Origin of the sequence: Actinosynnema sp. CA-299493 (genome assembly GCF_050946825.1) — a bacterium.
GTDB lineage: Bacteria > Actinomycetota > Actinomycetes > Mycobacteriales > Pseudonocardiaceae > Actinosynnema.
Genome location: NZ_CP191993.1, coordinates 8,422,639 through 8,443,548 on the forward strand (window position 1 = coordinate 8,422,639; position 20,910 = coordinate 8,443,548).

A 20,910-nucleotide genomic window follows, 5' to 3' on the forward strand; every position below is an offset into this window, starting at 1 on the left:
CCCCTTCGAGGACCGGGCCGTCGTGGCGTTCCGGGGTGCTACAGGGTGACGGACTTCAGGAAGTCGGCCGCCACGTTCGCGATCGTCTCCTTGTCCACGTCGACCCGCTTGACCAGGTCGGCCAGCTTCTCCGTGGTCAGGGCGGCGGACACCTTGTTCAGCGCGTCCTTGCCCTTCGCGTCGACCGCGTCCGACCGCAGCAGCGGCACCACGTTCTGCGCCGGGTACATGACCTTCGGGTCTTCCAGCTCCACGAAGTCGTTCGCCTTGATGTCCGCCGACGTCGTGTAGAGGTTGGCCACCTGGACGGTGCCGGCCTTCAGCGCGTCCACGGTGATCGGGCCGCCCGCGTCGGTGGTCTTGATCTCGGTGAACTCGACCCCGTACAGCTCCTTGACCTTGGCCTGCCAGCGCTGCGCCCACTCGCCGGCCGCGCCCAGCGCGTACTTGCCGGAGCCGAGGTCGGCGATCGACTTCACGCCGCCGTCCGCGGTGGCCTTGGTGACCACCAGGACGTCCTTGTCCTCGGCGTCCGACTTCTCCAGCACCTCCAGGCCCGACGGCGTCTTGCCCTTCAGCGCCGTGAAGACCTCCGCCGCCTCGGTGGTGGTGTTGGTCTTGTCGAAGTAGTTGAGCAGGTTGCCCGTGTACTCCGGCACCACGCCGAGCGACTTGTCCTGCAACGCCTTCACGACCAGCTCGCGCGCTCCGATGCCGGACTTCACCGTCACCTTCGCGCCGGTCGTCTTCAACGCACCGGCGTAGATCTCGGCCAGGATCTTGTTCTCGGTGAAGTCGGCCGAACCGACCACGACCTCACCCGACGCGGCCTGCTGGCCACCCCCGCCCAGGTCCTCTTTCGACCCGCACGCGGAGACGACCAGGGCGGTCGCCGCGACGACAACGGCCAACGTGCGCTTCATGCCGTACTTCCTCCAGATTCGACGGGCGCCGGTTCTCCCCGACGCCTCGACCGCGACCCGCTCGACCGCGCCTTCCCACTCCCGGCGCGACGCGCCTTGGCCGACAGCCGCAGACCCGCGGGCACGACCAGCCTGCCGACGCCCGCCAGCACCACGTCCAGCACGACCGCGAGCAGCGCGATCAGGATCGCGCCGCCGACGAACTGGCCGTAGTCCAACACCCGCAGGCCGTCCAGCAGCGGACGTCCCAACGTCTCGATACCCACGTACGCCGCCACCGAAGCGGTCGCGACGACCTGCAACATGGCGTTGCGCAGACCACCGACGAGCAGCGGCAGGGCGTTGGGCACCTCGACCCGCCACAGCCGCTGCGCGCCGGTCATGCCCATGCCGCTCGCCGCGTCGACCACACCGCGGTCCACGTCCTGGATGCCGGCGTAGGCGCCGGCCAGGATCGGCGGCACGGCCAGCACGACCAGACCGATGAGCACACCGGTCGTGCCGCCGCCCGCGACCAGGTAGAGGAACGTCACCAGGCCGAGCGTCGGCAACGCCCGCAGCGCGTTGCTGCCGCCGACGAGCACCACCCCGCCGCGCCCGGTGTGCCCGACGTACAGGCCGAGCGGCACGGCGATCAGCGCGGCGCCGAGCACCGCGCCGAGGCAGTACAGCAGGTGGACGCCGACCCGCACCGGGATCGACTTGCCACCGGACCAGTTGACCGGGTCGACCAGCCAGCCGAACGCCTCCGCGAAGATCACGGCGCACCACCCGCCCGGACCCACGGCGTCAACCGGTTGCGCAGCAGCACCAGCAGCAGGTCGACCACCAGCGCCAGCACCAGCGTGAGCACGATGCCGATGATGATCGGCGCCAGGTACCGCTGCCGGAAACCGTCGGTGAACAACGTGCCGAGACCGCCCGTGCCGATCAACGCGCCGACGCTGACCAGGCTGATGTTGCTCACCGAGCCGACCCGCACGCCGGCGGCCAGCACCGGCACGGACAGCGGCAGCTCCACGGTGAGGAACCGGCGCAGCGGCCGGAAGCCCATCGCGGTGGCCGCGGCGGTCACGTGCGCGGGCACCGCGGCCAGCGCCTCGGCGACCGGGCGGACCAGCAGCGCGGTCGTGTAGACCGTCAACGCGAGGATCACGTTCAGCGGGTCGAGCACCTGCGTGCCGACGACCGCCGGGATGATCGCGAACAGCGCCAGCGACGGGATCGTGTAGACGATGTTGGTCAACCCGATCAGCGCCGCGTTGACCCGGCGGAACCGGTGGCACAGCAGCCCGAGCACGATCGCCAGCACCACGGACACGACCAGCGGCACCAGCGACAGGTAGACGTGGTCGAGCAGCATGTCCAGCAGCGCCGCCCTGGTGCCCGCGTCGCCGAGGTACTTCGGGATGTCACCCACGGCGGCTCTCGATCACGTCCAGCACCTGGCGCGCGGTCACCACGCCGGCCAGCCGCCCGTCACCGCGCACCGCGACGCCCAGCCCGGACGGCGAGGACAGCGCGGCGTCCAGCGCGCCCCGGATCGACGCGCCCACCTCGTACAGCGAGCCGCCCGGCACGACCGACGCGTCCGGCGCGACCCAGCCCTGGGGCCGCTCCTCCGCGTCGACCACGAGCCGCCAGTCCGCGGAGGACCCGACGTCGACTCCTTCGACGACCGTGGGCACCGCGGCCACCTCGACCCCTGAGGAGTCCACAAAGGACAGACTGCGGTAGCCGCGGTCCTTGCCGACGAAGCTCGCCACGAAGTCGTCCGCGGGCCGGGTCAGCAGCTCGGCGGGCGGCGCGTACTGGGCGAGGAAGCCGCCGGTGCGCATCACCGCGACCTTGTCGCCGATCCGGATGGCCTCGTCGATGTCGTGGGTCACGAACACGATGGTCTTGTCCAGCTCGGCCTGGAGCCGCAGCAGCTCGTCCTGCAACCCCTCGCGCACCACCGGGTCGACCGCGCTGAACGGCTCGTCCATCAGCAGCACCGGCGGGTCCGCGGCCAACGCCCGCGCCACGCCCACGCGCTGCTGCTGGCCGCCGGACAGCTGCACCGGGTAGCGGTGGCCCAGCTCGGCGGGCAGGCCGACCAGCTCCAGCAGCTCGGCGGCGCGCGCCCTGGCCTTGCGGCGCGTCCAGCCGATGAGCAGCGGCACCGTGGCCACGTTGTCCAGCACGGTCCGGTGCGGGAACAGGCCCGCCTGCTGGATCACGTACCCGATGCCGCGCCGCAGCGTGGGCGGGTCCACGCCCAGCACGTCCTCGCCGTCCACCAGGACGGTGCCCGACGTCGGGTCGATCATCCGGTTCACCATGCGCAGGGACGTGGTCTTGCCGCACCCGGACGGTCCGACGAAGACGGTGATCGTGCCCGCCTCGACCACGAGGTCCAGGCCGTTCACCGCGGTGGTCCCGTCGTCGAACCGCTTGGTCACGTCGCGGAACTCGATCACCCGTGGATCCTCCTGCCGATGGGTATCAAGCGTCGAACGACCCTAGCCCTTCAACCCGACCGCGGCACGGCGTTTCACCATCCGGTCAGTAGGGTGCACCGCTTGTGGCAACCGAAATGGTGCGAGCGCTCCTCGCTGAACGCGGCCCGCACGCCCGCAAGCTGCGGCGCGTGGTCGACCTGCTGTCCGGTGACTGGCACACGCTCGCCGAATTGGTTCGGCTTCCCGCCGTGCCCCGGCGCACCGTGCAGGAGCTGCTGACCGCCGTCGGCGACGACCTGGAGTCCACTCGCGACCGGTTCCGGCTCGCGCCGGCCAAGGTCGCCGACTACGCGGAGTTCGGCGCCGGTGACGATCCGGTGGACCCGGTGGACGCGCTGGTCCCCCGGCACGGCGAGCACCTGCGGTCGATCCTGGCCGACATCGCGGACGTGCCGCCGCCCCTGGCCGCGCTGGACCACGTGCAGGCGACGGCGGAGACGGCGCTGAAGCGCGCGTTGTGGCTGGACACGACCTACGACCTGGCCGGGCGCACGCTGCTGTGCCTCGGCGACCACGACCTGACCTCGCTCGCGGTGTGCGCGGTGAACCCGGCCGTCGAGGTCGTCGTGGTGGACGTGGACGACCGGTTGCTGGAGTACGTCTCCACCCGGGCCGACGCGCGCGGGTGGTCGGTGCGGACGGTGCACGCGGACTTCCGGTTCGGCCTGCCGCCCGCCGTGCTGGAGTCGGCGGACCTGGTGTTCAGCGACCCGCCGTACACGCCGGAGGGCATGGCGCTGTTCGCCGCGCGGGCGGTCGAGTGCCTGGCCAACCCCGGTCGGGGACGGGTGCTGCTCGCGTACGGGTTCAGCGACCGGACACCCGCGCTGGGGCTGAAGGTGCAGCAGGAGTTGCAGCGGCTGGGGTTGGTGTTCGAGGCGATCCTGCCCGCGTTCCACCGGTTCGACGGCGCGCAGGCCATCGGCAGCGCGGCCGACCTGTACGTGTGCCGGCCGACGTCACGCCGCCCGGTGTCGCCCGCGTCGGCGAGGACCGCCATCTACACGCACGGTCCCCAGTCGGTGGAGGCGACCGGGCCGGGTTCGGCGGCGCTGGCCGCCCTGGTCGACCTCGCGCCGCGACCGGAGTCCTCGCCGCCGCCGAAGCCGCGCGGGCCGGGGTGGGCCGACCCGATCGGCAAGGGCGCGGCGTCGTTGGCGGTGGACCTGTCCGGCGACCCGGGCCCGTGGCTGCTGCGGACGTTGCTGGCGTGCTCGCCCGGCCGGATGGCGGCGCTCGTGCCCAACAACCACCCGAACGTGTCGTCCGCGGCGGGCCAGCAGGAGCTGAGGTCGTTGGTGGACACCAGGTTCGCGCTGCGGTTCCTGCGGTCCACTCCGGACGGCAAGCACTGCGTGGTGGTGGCGGACCAGGTGTTGGCGGGCACGCTGGACGTCGGCGGGCTGACCGTGCGGGAGGTGCTCACGCGCGCGCACGGCAAGCTCGGCAACGTGTGGCGCGAGGCGTTGGTCACGGCCACTCGCGGCGCGTTGACCAAGCGGGAGGCGCGGGAGCGGATCGGCGAGCACGACGACCTGGAGCTGCGGCTGATCGACCTGCCGCGGCACCGGATCGCCGAGCTGCTGCCGCTGATCCGCGCCTCGGCGTCCCGGTGACGGGGGTGCGCCCGCCGGAGTGCGGCAACCACGCCGTGCGGGCCGCCCGGGGGCGGTGGGGCTGACCGGGGGGCTCACTCGCCGAGGCGCGTGATGGCCTTGAGCATGTCCCGCGCCTTGCCGAACAACGCCTTCAGCGCGGCCAGGATCCGCGCCATCACGCGCACGAGGTCCGCCAACCGCCGGTTGATCCGGTCCAGCACGACCGCGCCGCGCCCGACCGCCCACGCCGCGAACTCGGGCAGCGAGCCGCCCGACGTGATCTCCGAGGCCGCGAGCGCGACGGTGGCGTTGCCGAAGACCTCCCGGACGAACAACGCGACCACGTCGCGGAACACACCGCGGATCGCGGCGGTGATCGCGCCGACCTCGGCCACGTGCCCCGCCACGTCCAGGCACAGCCCGCTCATCCCGGCGATCTCCGCGGTGAGCCACCCGCCGCCCGCCCGCCGCCGCACGATGCCGTCCAACGTGGTGGCGACCTGCCGCCAGGTGGCGACCGCGTCCTCGAACCGGTCGCCGTGGCCCGCCAGCCAGTCCAGCGGCTCGCGCAGGAAGTCGACGTGCTCGACCAGCCACCCGAGCCCGGCGTCCGCCAACAGGCCCAACGGGTCGGCGTCCGCGCCCGGCACGCCGAGGTGGGCTTCGAGCGCGTCCGGCGTGGACCCGGTCAGCTCCAGCACGGGGAATCCGGTCACCGGTGCGCCGACCCGGGCTCGTCGTCAGGCGCCCGGAGGCTGCGCGGCAGGGGCAGGTCGTCACCGACGACGGCCGGCGCCGGCGGGACCGCGCCGGTCAGGAAGTCCATCGCCGCCGTGCCGCCGAACTGCGGTTCGACGACCGACGCCGCCTGCCGCGCGGCCTGCTCCTGCGCGCGCCGCACGGTGTCCATGACGACCTCGCCGAGCCGGGCGTGCGAGAACTCCTCGGCCCCGGGCGAGAACTCGATGTGCCGCAACGACCCGTTCGGCGCGACGGTCGCCGTCACCGCGCCGTCCGGCGACCGCTGCGTGGCCTGCGCGCGCCGGAGCCGGTCCCGCAGCTCGCGGGACCGCTCGGCCAGGTGCCGCGCCCTGGCTTCGAGGTCGGCGATCATCCGTTCCTGGTTCACCGGTCAGCACCTGTCGTCGTGGCGTCCATCGCGACGGGAGTACCGCCGGTCAACCGGCGCGCGGGATGTGCAGCGGACCGAGCGCCAGCACCGCGCGGAACTCCTTGGGCGGCACGGGGCGCGAGAACAGCCAGCCCTGGTAGGTGTCCACGCCGATGCCGCGCAGCACCTGGAACTGCGTCGCGGTCTCCACGCCCTCGGCCACGCACCTGCGGTCCATCGCGCGGGCCATGTCGACCACCGCCTTGGCGACGGCGAAGTCGGACGGGTCCTTGCCCAGGCCGGAGACGAACCGGCGGTCGACCTTGATGATCTGCGCGGGCAGGTCCTTGAGCCGGGCCAGCGACGAGTAGCCGGTGCCGAAGTCGTCCACGGCGAACCGGATGCCCCGCTCCACCAGCTCGTCCATCGTGTGGCGCACCCGGGACGGCAGGTCGACCAGCGCCGTCTCCACCAGCTCCAGCACCACCCGGTCCCACGGGATGCCCGCCTCGGCGATGGCGTCGGCCACGATGTCGGCGAACTCCGGGTCGCCCGGCACCAGCCCGGCCAGGTTCACCGCCACCGACACCGGCTTGCCGCCCGGCTCGGGCCAGGTCGAGGCCTCCTTCAACGCGGTCCGCAGCACCCACCGGTCCAGCTCGCGCATCAGGTCGCCCTGCTCGGCGACCGGCAGGAAGACGTCCGGCGGCAGCAGCCCGCGATCCGGGTGCGGCCACCGCACCAGCGCCTCCGCGGTCTGCACCACGCCGTCCACGCCGACCACCGGCTGGAAGTGCAGCGCCAACCCGTCGTTCTGCAACGCCTCGCGCAGCTGGCCCTCCAGGTGCACCTGCCGGTCGGCCGAGGCGATCAGCGCCGCGCTGGCCAGCGACACCCGGCCCGCGCCCGCCCGCTTGGCCTCGAACATCGCCGCGTCGGCGAAGCGCAGCAGGTCGTTGCCGGTCGCGTGAGAGCCGTTCGGCACGGCCGCGCCGATCGACGCCGACACGCGGACCAGCTGCCCGTGCACCGGCACCGCGGTGCGCAGCAGCCCGGCCACCTTCGTGGCCAGCGCGTCCACGCCGCCGACCCGGTCCAGGTTCTCGCAGATGATCACGTACTCGTCGCCGGACAGGCGGGCCGCCGTGCAGCCGTCGGGCAGGCCGCCCTCCAGCCGCCGCGCCAGCGCCACCAGCAGCTCGTCGCCCGCGTCGTGGCCGAGCGAGTCGTTGACCCGCTTGAAGTTGTCGATGTCGCAGAACAGCACCGCGACCTTCGCCCGGTCCGGCGACACCAGCAGCTCGCCCAGCATCTCCTTGACCAGCGCCCGGTTCGGCAGGCCGGTCAGCTCGTCGTGCGTGGCCTGGTGCCGCAGCGCCTCCGCCGTGCGGCGGCGCTCGGTGATGTCCTGGAACACGATCAGCCAGAACCGGCGGCCGTCGTCCTGCACGGACAACGCGATGTGCAGCTCGCAGTACACCTGCACGCCGTCGCGGCGGACCAGGATGCGCTGCGGGACCTTGTGCGTGCGCTCGGCGTCCGGCGCGGACATCTCGTCGATCGACGGCAGCCGGGTGTCGTGGTCGTCGGGGTGGGTGAGCGCGCTCGCGGTCATCCCGCGCAGCTGCTCCAGGTCCATGCCGAGCAGGTCGCACAGCGCGTCGTTGGCGTCGACCAGCCGCTCGCCCTCGTCGAACAGGCCGATGCCGACCGGCGTCAGCGACACCAGGTCCGCGAACCGCTGGCTGGACCGCTTCATCCTGGTCTCGGCGGCGCGCTGCTCGGTGATGTCCTGCGCCGTGCCGACCGCGAGCGGCAAGCCGTCCGGGCCCTTGACCACCACGCCGTAGCTGCGGAAGACGCGCTGCCTGCCGTCGTCGCGGCGCACGATCCGGTGCTCCAGCTGGATCGGCACCTCCTCGGTCGCCAGCTGCTGCCACAGGTCGTCCACCCAGCCGCGGTCCTCGGGGTGCACGAGGTCGAGGTAGGTCTGGTAGCGGATGTGCTCGTCGCGCGGCACGCCGACCAGCTCGGTCAGCATGTCCGACCACGCCACGTCGCCGGTCTGCAGGTTCCACTCCCAGACGCCGAGCTGCGCGGCCTTCTGCGCGTCGGCGAGCCGGCGGCGGTCGTCGCGGAGCTGGCGCTCCAGCGCGCGGGCCTCGGTGACGTCCTGGACGGTGCCGTGCAGCCTGCTGACCTTGTCGCCGTCGAACTCGGCCCGCGCCCGGCACACGTAGACGCGGTCGCCGTGCTCGCTGCGCACCTCGGCCTCGACCGTGCTGCCGTCCTGCGCCCGCTGCATCAGGCTCTCCAGCGCGGGCCGGTCGTCCGGGTGCACGGCCAGCAACCGGGCGTTGGGCTCGACGCCCAGCTCGGCGTACATCTCCAGCAGCACCTCGCTGCGGTGCAGGGCGCCGGACTCGACGTCGAAGCTCCAGCTGCCCATGCGCGCGATGCGCTGCGCCTCCAGCAGCCGGGCGCGCTCGGTCTCCAGGGCGCGGTCGGACCGCCACTGGTCGGTGATGTCGCGGATGTAGCCGGTGATGAACTGCGTCCGGCCGTCCGATCTCAGCTTCGCCTCGGCCACGCCGCGGATCCAGCGCTGCTCGCCGTCGGGCAGGGTGATCCGGTAGACGATGTCGATCGGGCTGCCGTCGAGCGCCCGGTTGGCCCAGTAGCTGGCGACCATCTCGTAGTCGTCGGGGTGCACGACGTCCAGCACGGCCTGCGCGCCGGGCACCACCTCACCGGGCCGCACGCCCATCATCTCGTAGTGCGACTCGGACCAGACCGTGACGCCGGTGGCCGGGTCGTACTCCCACGAGCCGATCTGCGCGACCCGTTGCACGGTGCGCAGCCTCCGCTGCTCGTCGCGCAGGTCCTCGGCGGCTTGCGCCAGGTCGGAGACGTCGACCAGCAGCACGGCGTGCAGGCCGGTGCCGGGCACCTGGGTGCGCACCGCGCGGACCGGCACCAGCGCGCCGTCGGCCTGGTGCAGGCGCAGGTCGTCGGGGCCGCCCAGCAGCAGCTCGCCGAGGGACCGGCCGACGAGGTCGTCGGCGGAACCGGCCTTCGTCAACGCCACCGCGGCGGGGCTCGCCCGCATGACGACGCCCTTGGGGTCGCACAGGAGCGTGGGCGCCTCGGGCAGCGCGATGCCGTCCAGCGTCATGTCGCCGTTCTGCGGACGCGCTGGGTCGAGCACCACCGGAGCGCGTCCAACCCGCTTGGGCACGGTCCCACCTTCCCGTGTCTACGGCAGGGATGACCGGCCCGACCGCACCCAAAGACGGCGTCCCTCTCCACGGGCAATATTCACCCGAGGAGAGGGACGGTAGCGCTTCGGAGCGTCATCGCCCACCCCTCAACGGGCTAACGAAACAACACGTTAGCGGTTTCGTTGCCTGCCGACGGGTACGGACGGATGCGGCCGGAGCTCTCCCAACTCCGACTTGGAGTCAGGCTACTCCGTCTTCGCGGGCTGCCAAGGCCACGGCGGCGGCCACTTCCGGGCCGACTCGCGGGTCCAGGGCGCTGGGCACGATCCGGTCCACCGAGAGGTCGTCGGCGGCGACCGCCGCGATGGCGTCCGCGGCGGCGAGCTTCATGCCCTCGGTGATCCTCTTCGCGCCCGCGTCCAGCGCGCCGCGGAAGATGCCGGGGAACGCGAGGACGTTGTTGATCTGGTTCGGGAAGTCGCTGCGCCCGGTGGCGACCACGGCGGCGTGCCGACGCGCCACGTCCGGGTGCACCTCGGGATCGGGGTTGGACAGCGCGAACACGATCGAGTCGTCGGCCATGCTCGCGATCAGCTCCTCGGGCACCTGCGAAGACGAGACGCCGACGAACACGTCCGCGCCCCGCAACGCCTCGGCGATGCCGCCGCGCAGGCCACTGGCGTTGGTGACCTCGGCCAGCTGCGCCTTCACCGGGTTCAGCGCGTCCCGGCCGACGTGCACGATGCCGCGCGAGTCGACCACGGTGACCTCGCCGATGCCGGCCGCCAGCAGGATCTTCGCGCACGCCACCCCGGCCGCGCCCGCGCCGGAGATGACCACGCGCTGGTTCGCCACGTCCTTGCCGAGCACTGTGTTCGCGCCGCGCAGGGCGGCCAGCACCACGACCGCGGTGCCGTGCTGGTCGTCGTGCATGACCGGCACGTCCAGCGCCTCGATGAGCCGGGCCTCCAGCTCGAAGCAGCGCGGCGCGGCGACGTCCTCCAGGTTGACCGCGCCGAACGACGGGCGCAGCCGGACCAGCGTCTCCACGATCTCGTCCACGTCCGTGGTGTTCAGCACCAGCGGGATGGAGTCGAGGCCGCCGAAGGTCTTGAACAGCGCGGCCTTGCCCTCCATGACGGGCAGCGACGCGCTCGGGCCGATGTCGCCGAGGCCGAGCACGGCCGTGCCGTCGCTGACCACGGCGACCAGGCGGTGCGCCCAGGTGTACTTGGCGGCCAGGGCCGGGTCGTCCGCGATGGCCCGGCTGACCCTGGCCACGCCCGGCGTGTAGGCGATGGAGAGCGCGCGTGGGTCGGCCAACGACGCGGTCGCGGCAATGGCCAGCTTTCCGCCTTCGTGCGCGCGGAAGATTTCCTCGTCGCTCAATTCGGTGGTCGTGTGCGGCTGGTCGTTCAATGCGGTCACGGAAGTCCTCCTGCGGTGCGCGATACCTGCGGCGCACCGGGACCAGCGTTGTCACGCGGGTCGACGGGGCCTGTCTGGGAGACGTCCACGCGGTCTGCGGGACTGCTCTCGGGGCGGTGTGCGGGCAAGCATGGCAGCGTCGTCGGCCGCTGTCTGCGGTGGGGATCACAGTTATTCCGCAGGTCAGAGGTGGTGCCACAGAACGTACGTCCGGTTTTCTAGACCGACCGGTCAGTTTCCGCAGGCAGGATCGGTCAAGAACCGCCGGGTCCTAGGGTGTTCGCCATGCAGGCACGTGAGTTGAAAATTTCCGGCGCTTTCGAGTTCACCCCTTCGGTGTTCCCCGATGATCGCGGTTTGTTCGTCGCGCCGTACCAGGAAGCGGTGTTCGCGGACGCCGTCGGGCACCCGTTGAAGATCGCCCAGACGAACCACAGCGTGTCCAAGCGCGGCGTCGTGCGCGGGATCCACTACGCCGACACGCCGCCGGGGCAGGCCAAGTACGTGCACTGCCCGCGCGGCCGGCTGATCGACGTCGTGGTGGACCTGCGCGTCGGCTCGCCCACGTTCGGCGAGTGGGACGCGGTGGAGCTGGCGGAGGGGGTGTTCAACTCCGTGTACCTGCCCGAGGGGGTCGGGCACGCGCTGATGGCGCTGGAGGACGACACGGTCGCGTCGTACCTGTGCTCGGAGGGGTTCAACCCGAAGGCCGAGCGCGGCATCCACCCGTTGTCGATGGACCTGCCCTTCCCGACCGACCTGACGCCGCTGCTGTCGCCGAAGGACGCCGCCGCGCCGACGTTCGAGGAGGCCCGCGACGCCGGGCTGCTGCCGTCCTACGACGACTGCGTGGCCTGGTACTCGAAGCTGCGCGGCTGACCGCCCGCCGTGAAGATCGCCGGCGGCCCGGCCCTCCTCCCGGAGCAGCCCGCCGCCGGCGACCCACCCCTGAGCAGCCGGCGGCGACCCACCCCTTCGGAGCAGCCCACCGGCGTTCGGCCTTCCGGAGCAGCCCGCCAACAGCTCGACCTTCCGGAGCAATCCCCCGCGCACCACCTTCCGGGCCGCCGGATCTTCCGGGCCGCCGGCGCGTCACCTTCCGGGTCGCCGGCGCAGCAGCCGGGGCCGGGGCCAGAGCCGGACGCGGATCACACCCACCACCTCCGCCGCACCCAGCGTCCGCGAGTCGGTGGAGGCGAACGGGTTGTCGCCCTCCACGTGCCAGCCGCCGCCCTCGGGCCGGACCGCCCGCTTGACCGACAGCTGCCCGGGCCGCGCCGCCCACCTGACCAGCACGAGATCGCGCGGACGTGGCGGCTTTCCGAAGTGGACCAGGACCACGTCCCCCGTCCGCAGGGTCGGGACCATCGAGGGTCCGACCACCCGAACCAGCGGCAACGGGTTGGCTTCCGGCCGTGCCAACGATCACCTCCACCTGCTCGCGCCGAGGCCCCGGAGTAGGGTTCGTCACGTCGGAGCATCCACTGTCAGGGAGGAAAGATGCGACTTCTGTCGCGCATCCGTTCACTCCGCCGCCCGCTCCTGGAGGCCACCGCGCACTGCGACCTCCCGTGCGGTGTTTACGACCCGGCCCAGGCCCGGATCGAGGCCGAGTCGGTCAAGGCGATTCAGGAGAAGTACCAGGCGAACGAGGACCCCGAGTTCCGCACCCGCGCCCTCCTGATCAAGGAGCAGCGCAGCGAGCTCGTCAAGCACCACCTGTGGGTGCTGTGGACCGACTACTTCAAGCCGCCGCACTTCGAGAAGTACCCGGAGCTGCACGACTTGTTCAACCGGGCCACCAAGGCCGCCGGCGCGTCCGGCGCGAAGGGCTCCATGGACCCCGCCAAGGGCCAGGAGCTGCTCGACCTGATCGCCCAGATCGACAAGATCTTCTGGGAGACCAAGGCCGCAGCCTGATCACCTGCTCCACGCGGCGCTGACCAGCGGAACCCCCGCCTGGTCAGCGCCGTTTGACACCCGACCACCGGTCGACTCACCACGTCCACTTCATGCCATAGGTAAGTCCCAAGGAGGGGTCAGTGAAGACGGCGTGCACTTCGTGCACCGAGTCGACCTTGACACTCCCAATGAAGTGGTCCGCTTGGTCCGGACCGTAAGAGGCTCCCGCCATTATTCGCACGTCCGCCGGAATGTCTGTCGACTGGAACCGCACCCGCAGCTCGAACAAGCCGCACGGACGCTCCGGGGAGAAGAAGTAGTGACGCACTGCGGATCGGTCATCCGGATACCGGATCACCAAGCCGTAATCGTGTGCCTCGCCGGCAGCCAGTGGTCCGGGCAAGCGCAGCTCGACCGCGAAGTGACCTTTACCCCTCTTCAACAGGCGAACCAGCTCCGCACCCCAGTAGACCTCGACCTCCGGCTCGTGGCCCGACCGCTCCGGCGTGCCATCGGACCAAAGGGGCAATGAGACCTCCAGGAGATCCAGCCCGTCGTGACCGGCCACGACGGTACGCCGCTCGAAGCACTCCGGCGTCGGCCGGTCCAGCCGCAACACGGTTTCCAACCGGCGCACGGACCAGTCCCAGTGCCTGCTCGACCGCTGTCCCGGAGGACCGAAACCCATCGCGTTCTCGGCGAGCAGCGTCAGCGCATCGTCTACCCGGCGGCGGATGGTGCGTTCATCCCGGTTGTACTTGCCTGCCAGGTATCGGATCCGGTCCACTAGGAACGGCGCCTCCACGTCGGCTTGGAGCACCAGGGCTGTCCGCACGATGTCCCTCAGGTCCGTGGGCAACGTCTCGCTGAGCTCATGCAGCTTGTCGCCCACCTTGTCCCGGATCAACGCGTGGTCATCCGTCTCGCCGATCCCGCACAGCTCACGCAGTGCGGGACCTGCGACCTCACCGATGCTCCGTCCCCGCAGCCCTCGACCCGTCCGCAACCTGCGGAGGTCGAGCACCAGTTCATGGACGGAAAACGGCATGCAACCCCTCCGCTCGGGTGAAGCGTGCGTAGTTCGGATGTGGTGGGAGGCGGTCCCCGGCGAATCGTTCGCGGATCAGGCCGACCCGCCGGGGACCGCCGCGGTCAGGCCGTGCGTCGACGCGTGGTCTTCAGCAACCGGCGAGCCGCCTCGTTCGCGACGACGACCGCCGCCCCCAGGGTGACCGCGAAGGTCTGGAGGTCGACACCCCGCACCAGCGATAGGCCGCTGAAGACGAACACCACCACGAGGATGACCACCGGGGGCCACGATTCGTCGCGAGCGGTCGAGCTCGAGGTGCAGGAGCGCAGCGGAACGCTGCCGACCGAACAAGTACAACTGGGATCGGCACCCACGTTGGGACACCTTTCTGTCATTGGTCCAGGCGGATTTTCGGAACTGACGCGGCCAGAATCCGACTCCGTCGGCTGCAGCACCTCCGGAGCGACCACGTCGAGCCGGATTGTTGCGCACGGCGGTCGCCGACGGAAGCACCCAGGCGACCCGAAGGCCCACGACCCCTGCTCGCAACCAGCTCTTCGAAGCAACGGCGGCGCGATGCGATTGAGCCTTGAACGCTTCCTCATGCCGTGCATGTCAATGCGTCGCACAAATGAAAAGGCCGCCTGGCTGCACAGGCGACCTTTTCTCCGTTGCCCGCCCAGACCATGGACAGAGCTTCGGGCAGCGAGGCCTGCTCAGGCCTCTGAGCTGCGGCGACAGTATCCAGCATCGACCAGCCGGAAACCAGGACTGTCTATGATCTGTCCACTTTTTGTCTATTTATTGTCTCATGAGCGGTACGCGCTGTCCGGCTGCGAGAAGCACATGGACCCCCGCGTGAGCAGCCCGACAACGCTTGACCCACGGCAGAAGCGCCATCCACAGGAAGCTTCTGTGTTTTGGATCACCAGCAACCAGACGTCCGGTCCGCAGAGGTCCACCGCCCCATCCCGGCTCCCGGCACGGCCGTCCGTAAGCTCGGGACGTGACCTCACACGTCTACCTGCTCCGGCACGGTCAAACCGAGTGGTCCGAGAGCGGTCGGCACACCGGGCCGACCGACGTTCCCCTGACCGACGCCGGGGTGCAGCAGGCCCGGCGCGCCGGCGCCGTGCTGGCCCGGCTGCGCGCCACCGACCTGCCGCCCGCGCTGGTGCTGACGAGCCCGCGCCGGCGGGCTTGGCGGACCGCCGAGCTGGCCGGGCTGCACGACATCGAGCGCACCGAGGAGCTCGCCGAGTGGAACTACGGCGACTACGAGGGCCTCACCACGCCCCAGATCCGGGAGACCGACCCGGGCTGGACGGTCTGGTCCCACGCCGTCCCCGGCGGCGAGACGCACGACGAGGTGCACGCGCGGGCCGCCAAGGTGCTCGACCGGGCGCGCCAGGCGCTGCTCAGCGGTGACGTGGTGCTGGTCGGCCACGGCCACTTCAGCCGCGTGCTGATCGCCACCTGGCTGAACCTCCCGCCGAGCGAGGGCGTCCACTTCGGACTGGACCCGGCCGGCACGACGGTGCTCGGCGACGAGCGCGGCGACCCGCAGGTCCGGCGGCTGAACGTGCCCGCCTGGGAAGTCGACGTTGACTGATCCTCGCGTCCGCCGCGTCCGCGAGGAGGACGTGCCCGCCGTCGTCGCCCTGGTCGGGGAGCTGGCCGAGTACGAACGCGCGCGGCACGAGTGCCGGCTGACCGCCGAGCAGCTGCACGACGCGCTGTTCCGCCCCTCGCCCGCCCTCTTCGGCCACGTGGCCGAAGTGGACGGTCGGGTCGTCGGCATGGCCCTGTGGTTCCTCAACTTCTCCACCTGGCGCGGCACGCACGGCATCTACCTCGAAGACCTCTACGTGCGGCCGGACCAGCGCCAGAGCGGCCTGGGCCGGGCGCTGCTGCGAGCCCTCGCCGAGGAGTGCGTCGCCCGCGGCTACGCGCGCCTGGAGTGGTGGGTGCTCGACTGGAACGCGCCCGCGATCGGCTTCTACAAGTCGCTCGGCGCGCTCCCGATGGACGAGTGGACCGTCTTCCGCCTCACCGACGACTCCCTCACCCGACTCGGGCGGCACGGCTGACGCCGACCTGCCGGACCAGCCCCACCCACCACACGAACGTGAACGCGATGACGGTCGGGTTCTTCACGAACAGCAGCACGGCCAGGTAGGTCTGCCGCGCCGACCCGGGCAGCAGCCCGCCGACCACCTGCTCGGCGACGACGTCGAACACCAGGAACGCCACCGCCAGCAGCACGCCCTGCCACACCAGGCTCGGCCAGTGCCGCGCCGCGAACGCGCGCGCGTTCGCCCACCTCAACCGCTCCCCCCTGGTCGCCAACCGCCAGATCACGACGACCAGCAGCACCCGCGCGGCCACCACGACGACCTCCGAGGCGAACGCCACCGCGCCCGGCACGAGGTCGCCCCAGTTCACCACCACGAGCCGCTGCACGGACGCCACCAGCGACAACCCGACGACCACCGCCCAGTGCCGCAGGTAGAACCGCCCGGCCCAGCGTGGCACCTCGGCCGCCAGCCGCAACTCCGACATGCACACCTCTCACGAGTCGAATATTTTAGTTCAGTGTACTGAAATATCGACCGCGGTAAAGTGCCTCCCATGGACGGGCGGGACTTCGGACGTGAGCTGAGCACGGCGGTGGTCGCGTTCCACGAGGCCGTGGGCGCGCGGTTGGGCGTGACGGCGGTGGACCAGCGCGCGCTCGCGCTCATCGCCGGCAAGGGCCCGCTGTCGGCGGGTGAGCTGGCCAAGGAGATCAACCTGACCCCCGGCGCGGTCACCGGCGTCGCCGACCGGCTCGAACGCGCGGGCCTGGTGCGGCGCGAACCCGACCCCGGCGACCGCAGGCGGGTGGTGATCAGCGCCGTCCCCGGCGCTTTCGGGCAGGTCTTCGCCGGGCTGGGCGCGGCCATGGAAGAGCTGAGCGCGCGCTACGGCCCGGACGAGCAGCAGGTGATCGCGGACTGGGTCGTCCGCACGGTCGCCGTGCTGAAGGAGCAGACCCGGCTGCTCGGCGAGGCCGGAAAGCCCTCTCCCGGTCGGTGACTCAGCCAGCCGACCGCTTGACGCCCACCGCGCCGTAGGTCACGGCCTCGGCGCCGGTCTCCGGCTCGCCCTCGCCGCGCCACGTCGTCGCCAGCACCAGCCCGGGGTCGACCAGGTCGAAGCCGTCGAGCATCGCCTCGACGTCCGACTTCGACCGCGCCACGATCGGCGAGTCGGTCTCGGCGGCCACGCCCACCAGCTTGCGCACCAGCTCCGGCTGCTCGTCCGCGGTCAGGTGGCTGAGCACCAGGTAGCTGCCGTCGGCGAGCACGTCGCGGTAGCGGTGGACCAGCTCGACCGGGCGGTCCTGCTCGGCGACGTACGGCAGGATCGCCACCATCAGCACGGCGACCGGCCGGGTCAGGTCGAGCAGCTCGCGGACCTCGGGCGCGTCGAGCACCGCGGCCACGTCCCGGATGTCGACCTCGGCGATGGCCGCGCCCGCGTTGTCGCGCAGCATGGTGCGGCTGTGGGCGACGGTGGCGGGCTCGTTGTCCACGTACACCACGCGGCACGACGGGTCGGCCCGCTGGGCGATCTCGTGCACGTTGCCCGCGGTGGGGATGCCCGAGCCCAGGTCGAGGAACTGGCGGATGCCCTGCGCCACGCACAGCCGGACGGCCCGGCGCAGGAACGAGCGGGTGTGCTGGACCATGGCGGCGGTCGGGATCTCGCTCATGGACCGGTCGGCGAACTCGCGGTCGACCGCGAAGTTGTGCGCGCCGCCGAGGTAGTAGTCGTAGAGCCGGGCCACGTTGGGGCGCTCGACGTCACCGTTGGTCGACACCCACCTCGGGGGGTTCTGCACTGCGCACCTCACCCTGCCTGCACCCGGAGCGGCGCGAACGCCTGCCAGACCGTATCTGGCTACTCCGTTCGTGTCCATCCACCAAATGTGAACACGCAGGGTGATTGTGACTGGTGAGTGCCGCCGGATCACGCCGTGGTGCCCCGGCCGAGGGGGCGGCGCAGGGGGAGAGATGCCTGCCCCCTCGGCCGGGGAGTCTGCTCACACGCCGGCGTAGGAGCGGATCCAGTCGCGGTAGCGGGTGACGGCGGTGTAGTTCGACCGGGTGGAGCGGTCGCTGGTGGAGGCGACGCCGACCTGGTAGCGACGGCCGTCGACCGGGCTGGTGGCGAACATCGGGCCGCCCGAGTCGCCGCCGGCCGCGATGCCGTCGACGCGGGACACCGAGATCGCGATGCCGCCGCGGTAGTCACGCCCGTTGACCGAGGTCACCCGGGTGTTGGCGTACTTGAGGTAGCGGGCCTGGCAGTTGATCTCCGGCTGGTTGGTGCAGGTCGCGCCCCAGCCGTAGAGCTGCACGGTCTGGCCGACGGCCACCGCGGTGGTCGTGCCCAGCGGCGCGTAGGTGCCCGAGACGGACCGGTCCAGCCGCGCCAGCGCCAGGTCGACCGACGGGTGCTGGATGATCTGGGTGGCGGTGGCCAGGGTGCCACCGGTGGTCTGGTCGAGGCTGCCGATGCGGAACGTGTAGGTGCCCGAGCTCGCCACGCAGTGCTGCGCGGTCAGGACCCACTGCGGGGCGATGATGGTGGCCGAGCAGTTCTGCTGGCCGTTGCGGAACAGGCGGGCCGCCCAGGGGGCGTCGCTCGCCGTGCCGCCGCCGATGATGTACGGCTCGATGCCGCCGGCCTCCTGGGCCGACGCCGTCGGCGCGATCGCGGTCAGGGCGAACGCGGACAGCAGTGCGGTAGTGGCTCCGACCACCGCGGACAGGGCGCGAGTGAATCGCATGGAGTTGTCACCTCAACGAACGCAGGGAGTGGTGAATTCACCACCCACAGCGTCACCTGTTGGAGTGACGACGGCCACCCGCCGTTAGTCGGCGATCACCCAGACGATGGTCGGCGGCCGAATGGCCCTGAACGACCGGATCGCCCCGAAGGACCGGATCGCCCTACGCGTCCGATTCGCCCTCGTCCACGCCGAGCGCCCACCGGCGCACCGGGTTCGTGAACAGCAGCACGAGCGTGCCGACGACGTACGCGCCCAGCAGCGCGCCCCACAGCTGGCGGCCGGACGGCCCGTACATGTACCAGGCGACACCCAGCAGCAGGAGCTGCACGACGACCGCGGGCGAGCGCCCCCAGTGCCGGCCCAGCACCAGGCCGAGCCCGGCCGCGAGCACGCCGGCCGAGAGCACCGTGAAGTAGGCGGCCTCGCCGAGCACCCCGCCGGGCTCCTCCGCGCTGAACGACCGCACCACCAGCGCGACCGCGCCGGCCAACCCGACCATGCCCTGCAGCGCGGTCAGCGCGCCGGCTGCCCGGACCGCCGGTGGAACCTTGCTCCTGGACGCCACGCCGTGCCCCTTCAACTGGGCCTTTCCTCACCGTGCGTACTCGTCACGCATCGTAGGCCACCCGGTTGGCGTGTCCCGTTCGACCGCCCCAAGAGCGATGATCACAGGAGTCTCTTCGGCGAGCCGGCGGTCGGGCCGGGGTGCACTTGTCGCGAGACGCAGGACGCAGCCCGAGAAGGGACACGGAAAGGAGACGTCGGCCACTTTCGTGCGCTCTCGCGCGCCCTACCGGGTGACGCGCAACCTGTCCGAGGTGACGCGCTGTCCTACCCTGCAGAGGTGCGTGCACTTCTGGTGGTCAACCCGCAGGCGACGGCAACCACGCCTGCCGGTCGGGACGTGCTCGCGCACGCACTGGCCAGCGACGTGAAGCTCGACATCGTCGAGACGGACTACCGCGGCCACGCGGCCGACGCCGCCGCGCGAGCCGTCGTGGACGGGTACGACCTGGTCGTGGCCCACGGCGGCGACGGCACGGTGAACGAGGTGGTCAACGGCGTGCTGCGCGAGGGCGCGCGGCCGGGGCTGCCCATGCTCGGCGTGGTGCCCGGCGGCTCGGCGAACGTGTTCGCGGGCGCCCTCGGCCTGCCGCGCGACCCGGTCGAGGCCACCTACCGCCTGCTCCAGGCCATCGAGCACGGCACCAGCCGCAAGGTCAGCGTCGGGCACGTCTCGGCCACCGGCGCGGGCGTCGACCACGACCGCTGGTTCACCTTCAACGCGGGCGTCGGCTGGGACGCGGACGTGGTCGCGGCCGTCGAGCACCAGCGCGCCAGGGGCCGCCGGGCGTCACCGACCCTCTACGCCAGGACCGCGCTGACCAGTTACTTCTCCCAGCGCAGGCAGCCGCCCACGCTCACCGTGCACATCCCCGAGGAAGCGCCGTTCGAGGACGTGCGGCTGGCGTTCGTCTCGAACACCGACCCGTGGACCTACCTCGGCGACAAGGCGATCCGGCTCAACCCCAGCACGTCATTCGACGGCGGTCTCGGCTTGTTCGCGCTGCACGGGATGGGATTGCCGACAGTTCTTCGCTATGTCGCGCATCTCTTGGCGACGGATGGGAACCCCAAAGGCGGGAACCTGCTCCGGCGCGACGACGTCGAGTTCGTCCGGGTGACGAGTCCGGAACCCGTCAACCTGCAGGTTGACGGTGACCTGCTCGGCGCGTGCACCGAGGTGGAGTTCACCGGGGTGCCAGGCACGCTCACGGTCGCCGTGTGACCGTGGTGTGACCGGCTCGGTACCCATCCGCGATGTTGTGACCTGGTGTGACGCCTCTGTGTGAAATCCCAGGTGAACCGAGTCGATCTTTCGGGTGAGTTCACTCACCGGGTTGGGGCTAAACCCTTGACATCCCCGCCGTTCGTGAAAGCATTCACAAGCACCCCAAAACCGACCGCTGACGAGTGGCGCGCCTTCGCGCGCGCCTAGCTGAGGAGTAGTTCCAATGGACTGGCGCCACCGCGCGATCTGCCGCGACGAGGACCCCGAGCTGTTCTTCCCCGTGGGGAACAGTGGTCCTGCGCTCCTGCAGATCGCCGAGGCGAAGACCGTCTGCCGCCGCTGCCCCGTCGTCTCCGACTGCCTCTCGTGGGCGCTCGAGAGCGGCCAGGACGCCGGCGTGTGGGGCGGGATGAGCGAAGACGAGCGTCGCGCCCTCAAGCGCCGCAACGCTCGCACCCGGGCTCGCAGCAACGCCTGAGCCGCCTCGAACAACCACACGAAAGGCCCGACACCGTGCCAGGTGTCGGGCCTTTCGCTTGTGTTGCACACCCTCCCGCATGA

General features: G+C 71.4%; 23 protein-coding genes. 8 read left to right on the forward strand and 15 right to left on the reverse strand.

What is annotated here, in order from left to right:
- Window positions 1–38 precede the first annotated feature (38 nt).
- From ACQPYE_RS36040 to ACQPYE_RS36055, 4 genes are read right to left on the reverse strand one after another with little or no spacing between them, the layout of a single operon-like run.
- Window positions 39–923, reverse strand: a complete 885-nt coding sequence (locus ACQPYE_RS36040) for an ABC transporter substrate-binding protein (protein WP_498717591.1) — start codon at window positions 921–923, stop codon at window positions 39–41.
- On the reverse strand, window positions 920–1,681 hold the full coding sequence (locus tag ACQPYE_RS36045) for an ABC transporter permease (protein ID WP_498723050.1): 762 nt from the start codon (window positions 1,679–1,681) through the stop codon (window positions 920–922). Before ACQPYE_RS36045 ends, ACQPYE_RS36040 begins: the two co-directional genes overlap by 4 nt.
- Window positions 1,681–2,286 (reverse strand): ABC transporter permease, encoded by a 606-nt coding sequence (locus ACQPYE_RS36050; protein WP_498723051.1) that lies wholly within the window; start codon window positions 2,284–2,286, stop codon window positions 1,681–1,683. The genes ACQPYE_RS36045 and ACQPYE_RS36050 overlap by 1 nt, the downstream gene beginning before the upstream one ends.
- Before the next feature lie 49 nt (window positions 2,287–2,335).
- The gene (locus ACQPYE_RS36055; RefSeq protein ID WP_498717592.1) at window positions 2,336–3,385 is read right to left on the reverse strand and encodes an ABC transporter ATP-binding protein; all 1,050 of its coding nucleotides are present in this window, start codon (window positions 3,383–3,385) and stop codon (window positions 2,336–2,338) included.
- Window positions 3,386–3,501: 116 nt separating this feature from the next.
- Here ACQPYE_RS36055 and ACQPYE_RS36060 point away from each other — a divergent pair, with 116 nt between their 5' ends.
- On the forward strand, window positions 3,502–5,043 hold the full coding sequence (locus ACQPYE_RS36060) for a bis-aminopropyl spermidine synthase family protein (RefSeq protein ID WP_498723052.1): 1,542 nt from the start codon (window positions 3,502–3,504) through the stop codon (window positions 5,041–5,043).
- Window positions 5,044–5,117: 74 nt separating this feature from the next.
- Here ACQPYE_RS36060 and ACQPYE_RS36065 read toward each other — a convergent pair whose 3' ends face one another.
- From ACQPYE_RS36065 to ACQPYE_RS36080, 4 genes are all read right to left on the reverse strand, one after another.
- On the reverse strand, window positions 5,118–5,741 hold the full coding sequence (locus tag ACQPYE_RS36065) for a hypothetical protein (protein WP_498717593.1): 624 nt from the start codon (window positions 5,739–5,741) through the stop codon (window positions 5,118–5,120).
- Window positions 5,738–6,154 carry a YbaB/EbfC family nucleoid-associated protein gene (locus tag ACQPYE_RS36070; RefSeq protein ID WP_498717594.1) on the reverse strand — a complete coding sequence of 139 codons (417 nt, stop codon included), beginning with the start codon at window positions 6,152–6,154 and terminating at the stop codon, window positions 5,738–5,740. Before ACQPYE_RS36070 ends, ACQPYE_RS36065 begins: the two co-directional genes overlap by 4 nt.
- Window positions 6,155–6,203: 49 nt before the next feature.
- Window positions 6,204–9,374 (reverse strand): sensor domain-containing protein, encoded by a 3,171-nt coding sequence (locus ACQPYE_RS36075; RefSeq protein WP_498717595.1) that lies wholly within the window; start codon window positions 9,372–9,374, stop codon window positions 6,204–6,206.
- A gap of 223 nt (window positions 9,375–9,597) precedes the next feature.
- On the reverse strand, window positions 9,598–10,785 hold the full coding sequence (locus ACQPYE_RS36080; protein ID WP_498717596.1) for an NAD(P)-dependent malic enzyme: 1,188 nt from the start codon (window positions 10,783–10,785) through the stop codon (window positions 9,598–9,600).
- Between the two features lie 285 nt (window positions 10,786–11,070).
- Here ACQPYE_RS36080 and ACQPYE_RS36085 point away from each other — a divergent pair, with 285 nt between their 5' ends.
- Window positions 11,071–11,664: a dTDP-4-dehydrorhamnose 3,5-epimerase family protein gene (locus ACQPYE_RS36085; protein ID WP_498717597.1), complete on the forward strand. Its 594-nt coding sequence runs from the start codon at window positions 11,071–11,073 to the stop codon at window positions 11,662–11,664.
- Between the two features lie 213 nt (window positions 11,665–11,877).
- Here the strand turns inward: ACQPYE_RS36085 and ACQPYE_RS36090 are convergent, their stop codons facing one another.
- Window positions 11,878–12,207, reverse strand: a complete 330-nt coding sequence (locus tag ACQPYE_RS36090) for a S24/S26 family peptidase (protein WP_498717598.1) — start codon at window positions 12,205–12,207, stop codon at window positions 11,878–11,880.
- A gap of 78 nt (window positions 12,208–12,285) precedes the next feature.
- Here ACQPYE_RS36090 and sodN point away from each other — a divergent pair, with 78 nt between their 5' ends.
- Window positions 12,286–12,705: a superoxide dismutase, Ni gene (gene sodN / locus ACQPYE_RS36095; RefSeq protein ID WP_123745562.1), complete on the forward strand. Its 420-nt coding sequence runs from the start codon at window positions 12,286–12,288 to the stop codon at window positions 12,703–12,705.
- Window positions 12,706–12,781: 76 nt separating this feature from the next.
- Here the strand turns inward: sodN and ACQPYE_RS36100 are convergent, their stop codons facing one another.
- The gene (locus ACQPYE_RS36100; protein WP_498717599.1) at window positions 12,782–13,735 is read right to left on the reverse strand and encodes a hypothetical protein; all 954 of its coding nucleotides are present in this window, start codon (window positions 13,733–13,735) and stop codon (window positions 12,782–12,784) included.
- A 104-nt stretch (window positions 13,736–13,839) separates the two neighbouring features.
- Entirely contained in the window at window positions 13,840–14,091 is a 252-nt protein-coding gene (locus ACQPYE_RS36105) for a hypothetical protein (RefSeq protein WP_498717600.1), read from the reverse strand.
- A gap of 632 nt (window positions 14,092–14,723) precedes the next feature.
- On the opposite strand from ACQPYE_RS36105, the gene ACQPYE_RS36110 reads away from it, so the two are divergent.
- On the forward strand, window positions 14,724–15,329 hold the full coding sequence (locus tag ACQPYE_RS36110) for a histidine phosphatase family protein (RefSeq protein WP_498717601.1): 606 nt from the start codon (window positions 14,724–14,726) through the stop codon (window positions 15,327–15,329).
- Window positions 15,322–15,807, forward strand: coding sequence for a GNAT family N-acetyltransferase (locus tag ACQPYE_RS36115; protein WP_498717602.1), 486 nt, complete (start codon window positions 15,322–15,324; stop codon window positions 15,805–15,807). Before ACQPYE_RS36110 ends, ACQPYE_RS36115 begins: the two co-directional genes overlap by 8 nt.
- On the opposite strand, the gene ACQPYE_RS36120 is transcribed toward ACQPYE_RS36115, so the two are convergent.
- Window positions 15,782–16,279 carry a hypothetical protein gene (locus tag ACQPYE_RS36120; RefSeq protein WP_498717603.1) on the reverse strand — a complete coding sequence of 166 codons (498 nt, stop codon included), beginning with the start codon at window positions 16,277–16,279 and terminating at the stop codon, window positions 15,782–15,784. The two genes, ACQPYE_RS36115 and ACQPYE_RS36120, sit on opposite strands and share 26 nt — an antisense overlap.
- 69 nt (window positions 16,280–16,348) lie before the next feature.
- On the opposite strand from ACQPYE_RS36120, the gene ACQPYE_RS36125 reads away from it, so the two are divergent.
- Window positions 16,349–16,795: a MarR family winged helix-turn-helix transcriptional regulator gene (locus tag ACQPYE_RS36125; protein ID WP_498717604.1), complete on the forward strand. Its 447-nt coding sequence runs from the start codon at window positions 16,349–16,351 to the stop codon at window positions 16,793–16,795.
- A gap of 1 nt (window position 16,796) precedes the next feature.
- Here the strand turns inward: ACQPYE_RS36125 and ACQPYE_RS36130 are convergent, their stop codons facing one another.
- From ACQPYE_RS36130 to ACQPYE_RS36140, 3 genes are all read right to left on the reverse strand, one after another.
- Complete coding sequence (locus ACQPYE_RS36130; protein WP_498717605.1) at window positions 16,797–17,603, reverse strand: SAM-dependent methyltransferase; 807 nt, start codon at window positions 17,601–17,603, stop codon at window positions 16,797–16,799.
- Between the two features lie 201 nt (window positions 17,604–17,804).
- Entirely contained in the window at window positions 17,805–18,554 is a 750-nt protein-coding gene (locus ACQPYE_RS36135; RefSeq protein ID WP_498717606.1) for a S1 family peptidase, read from the reverse strand.
- Window positions 18,555–18,717: 163 nt separating this feature from the next.
- Window positions 18,718–19,122 (reverse strand): hypothetical protein, encoded by a 405-nt coding sequence (locus ACQPYE_RS36140; protein WP_498717607.1) that lies wholly within the window; start codon window positions 19,120–19,122, stop codon window positions 18,718–18,720.
- 279 nt (window positions 19,123–19,401) lie between these two features.
- Here ACQPYE_RS36140 and ACQPYE_RS36145 point away from each other — a divergent pair, with 279 nt between their 5' ends.
- The gene (locus ACQPYE_RS36145; protein WP_498717608.1) at window positions 19,402–20,346 is read left to right on the forward strand and encodes a diacylglycerol/lipid kinase family protein; all 945 of its coding nucleotides are present in this window, start codon (window positions 19,402–19,404) and stop codon (window positions 20,344–20,346) included.
- Between the two features lie 226 nt (window positions 20,347–20,572).
- Entirely contained in the window at window positions 20,573–20,827 is a 255-nt protein-coding gene (locus ACQPYE_RS36150; RefSeq protein ID WP_053719541.1) for a WhiB family transcriptional regulator, read from the forward strand.
- Window positions 20,828–20,910 lie beyond the last annotated feature (83 nt).

Excerpts from the sequence above, each read along its gene's own strand:
- ACQPYE_RS36100 (WP_498717599.1), bottom strand. The coding sequence starts at position 13,735 with ATGCCGTTTTCCGTCCATGAACTGGTGCTCGACCTCCGCAGGTTGCGG.
- ACQPYE_RS36040 (WP_498717591.1), bottom strand. The coding sequence starts at position 923 with ATGAAGCGCACGTTGGCCGTTGTCGTCGCGGCGACCGCCCTGGTCGTC.
- ACQPYE_RS36085 (WP_498717597.1), top strand. The coding sequence starts at position 11,071 with ATGCAGGCACGTGAGTTGAAAATTTCCGGCGCTTTCGAGTTCACCCCT.
- ACQPYE_RS36125 (WP_498717604.1), top strand. The coding sequence starts at position 16,349 with ATGGACGGGCGGGACTTCGGACGTGAGCTGAGCACGGCGGTGGTCGCG.
- ACQPYE_RS36135 (WP_498717606.1), bottom strand. The coding sequence starts at position 18,554 with ATGCGATTCACTCGCGCCCTGTCCGCGGTGGTCGGAGCCACTACCGCA.
- ACQPYE_RS36150 (WP_053719541.1), top strand. The coding sequence starts at position 20,573 with ATGGACTGGCGCCACCGCGCGATCTGCCGCGACGAGGACCCCGAGCTG.
- ACQPYE_RS36120 (WP_498717603.1), bottom strand. The coding sequence starts at position 16,279 with ATGTCGGAGTTGCGGCTGGCGGCCGAGGTGCCACGCTGGGCCGGGCGG.
- sodN (WP_123745562.1), top strand. The coding sequence starts at position 12,286 with ATGCGACTTCTGTCGCGCATCCGTTCACTCCGCCGCCCGCTCCTGGAG.
- ACQPYE_RS36050 (WP_498723051.1), bottom strand. The coding sequence starts at position 2,286 with ATGCTGCTCGACCACGTCTACCTGTCGCTGGTGCCGCTGGTCGTGTCC.
- ACQPYE_RS36060 (WP_498723052.1), top strand. The coding sequence starts at position 3,502 with ATGGTGCGAGCGCTCCTCGCTGAACGCGGCCCGCACGCCCGCAAGCTG.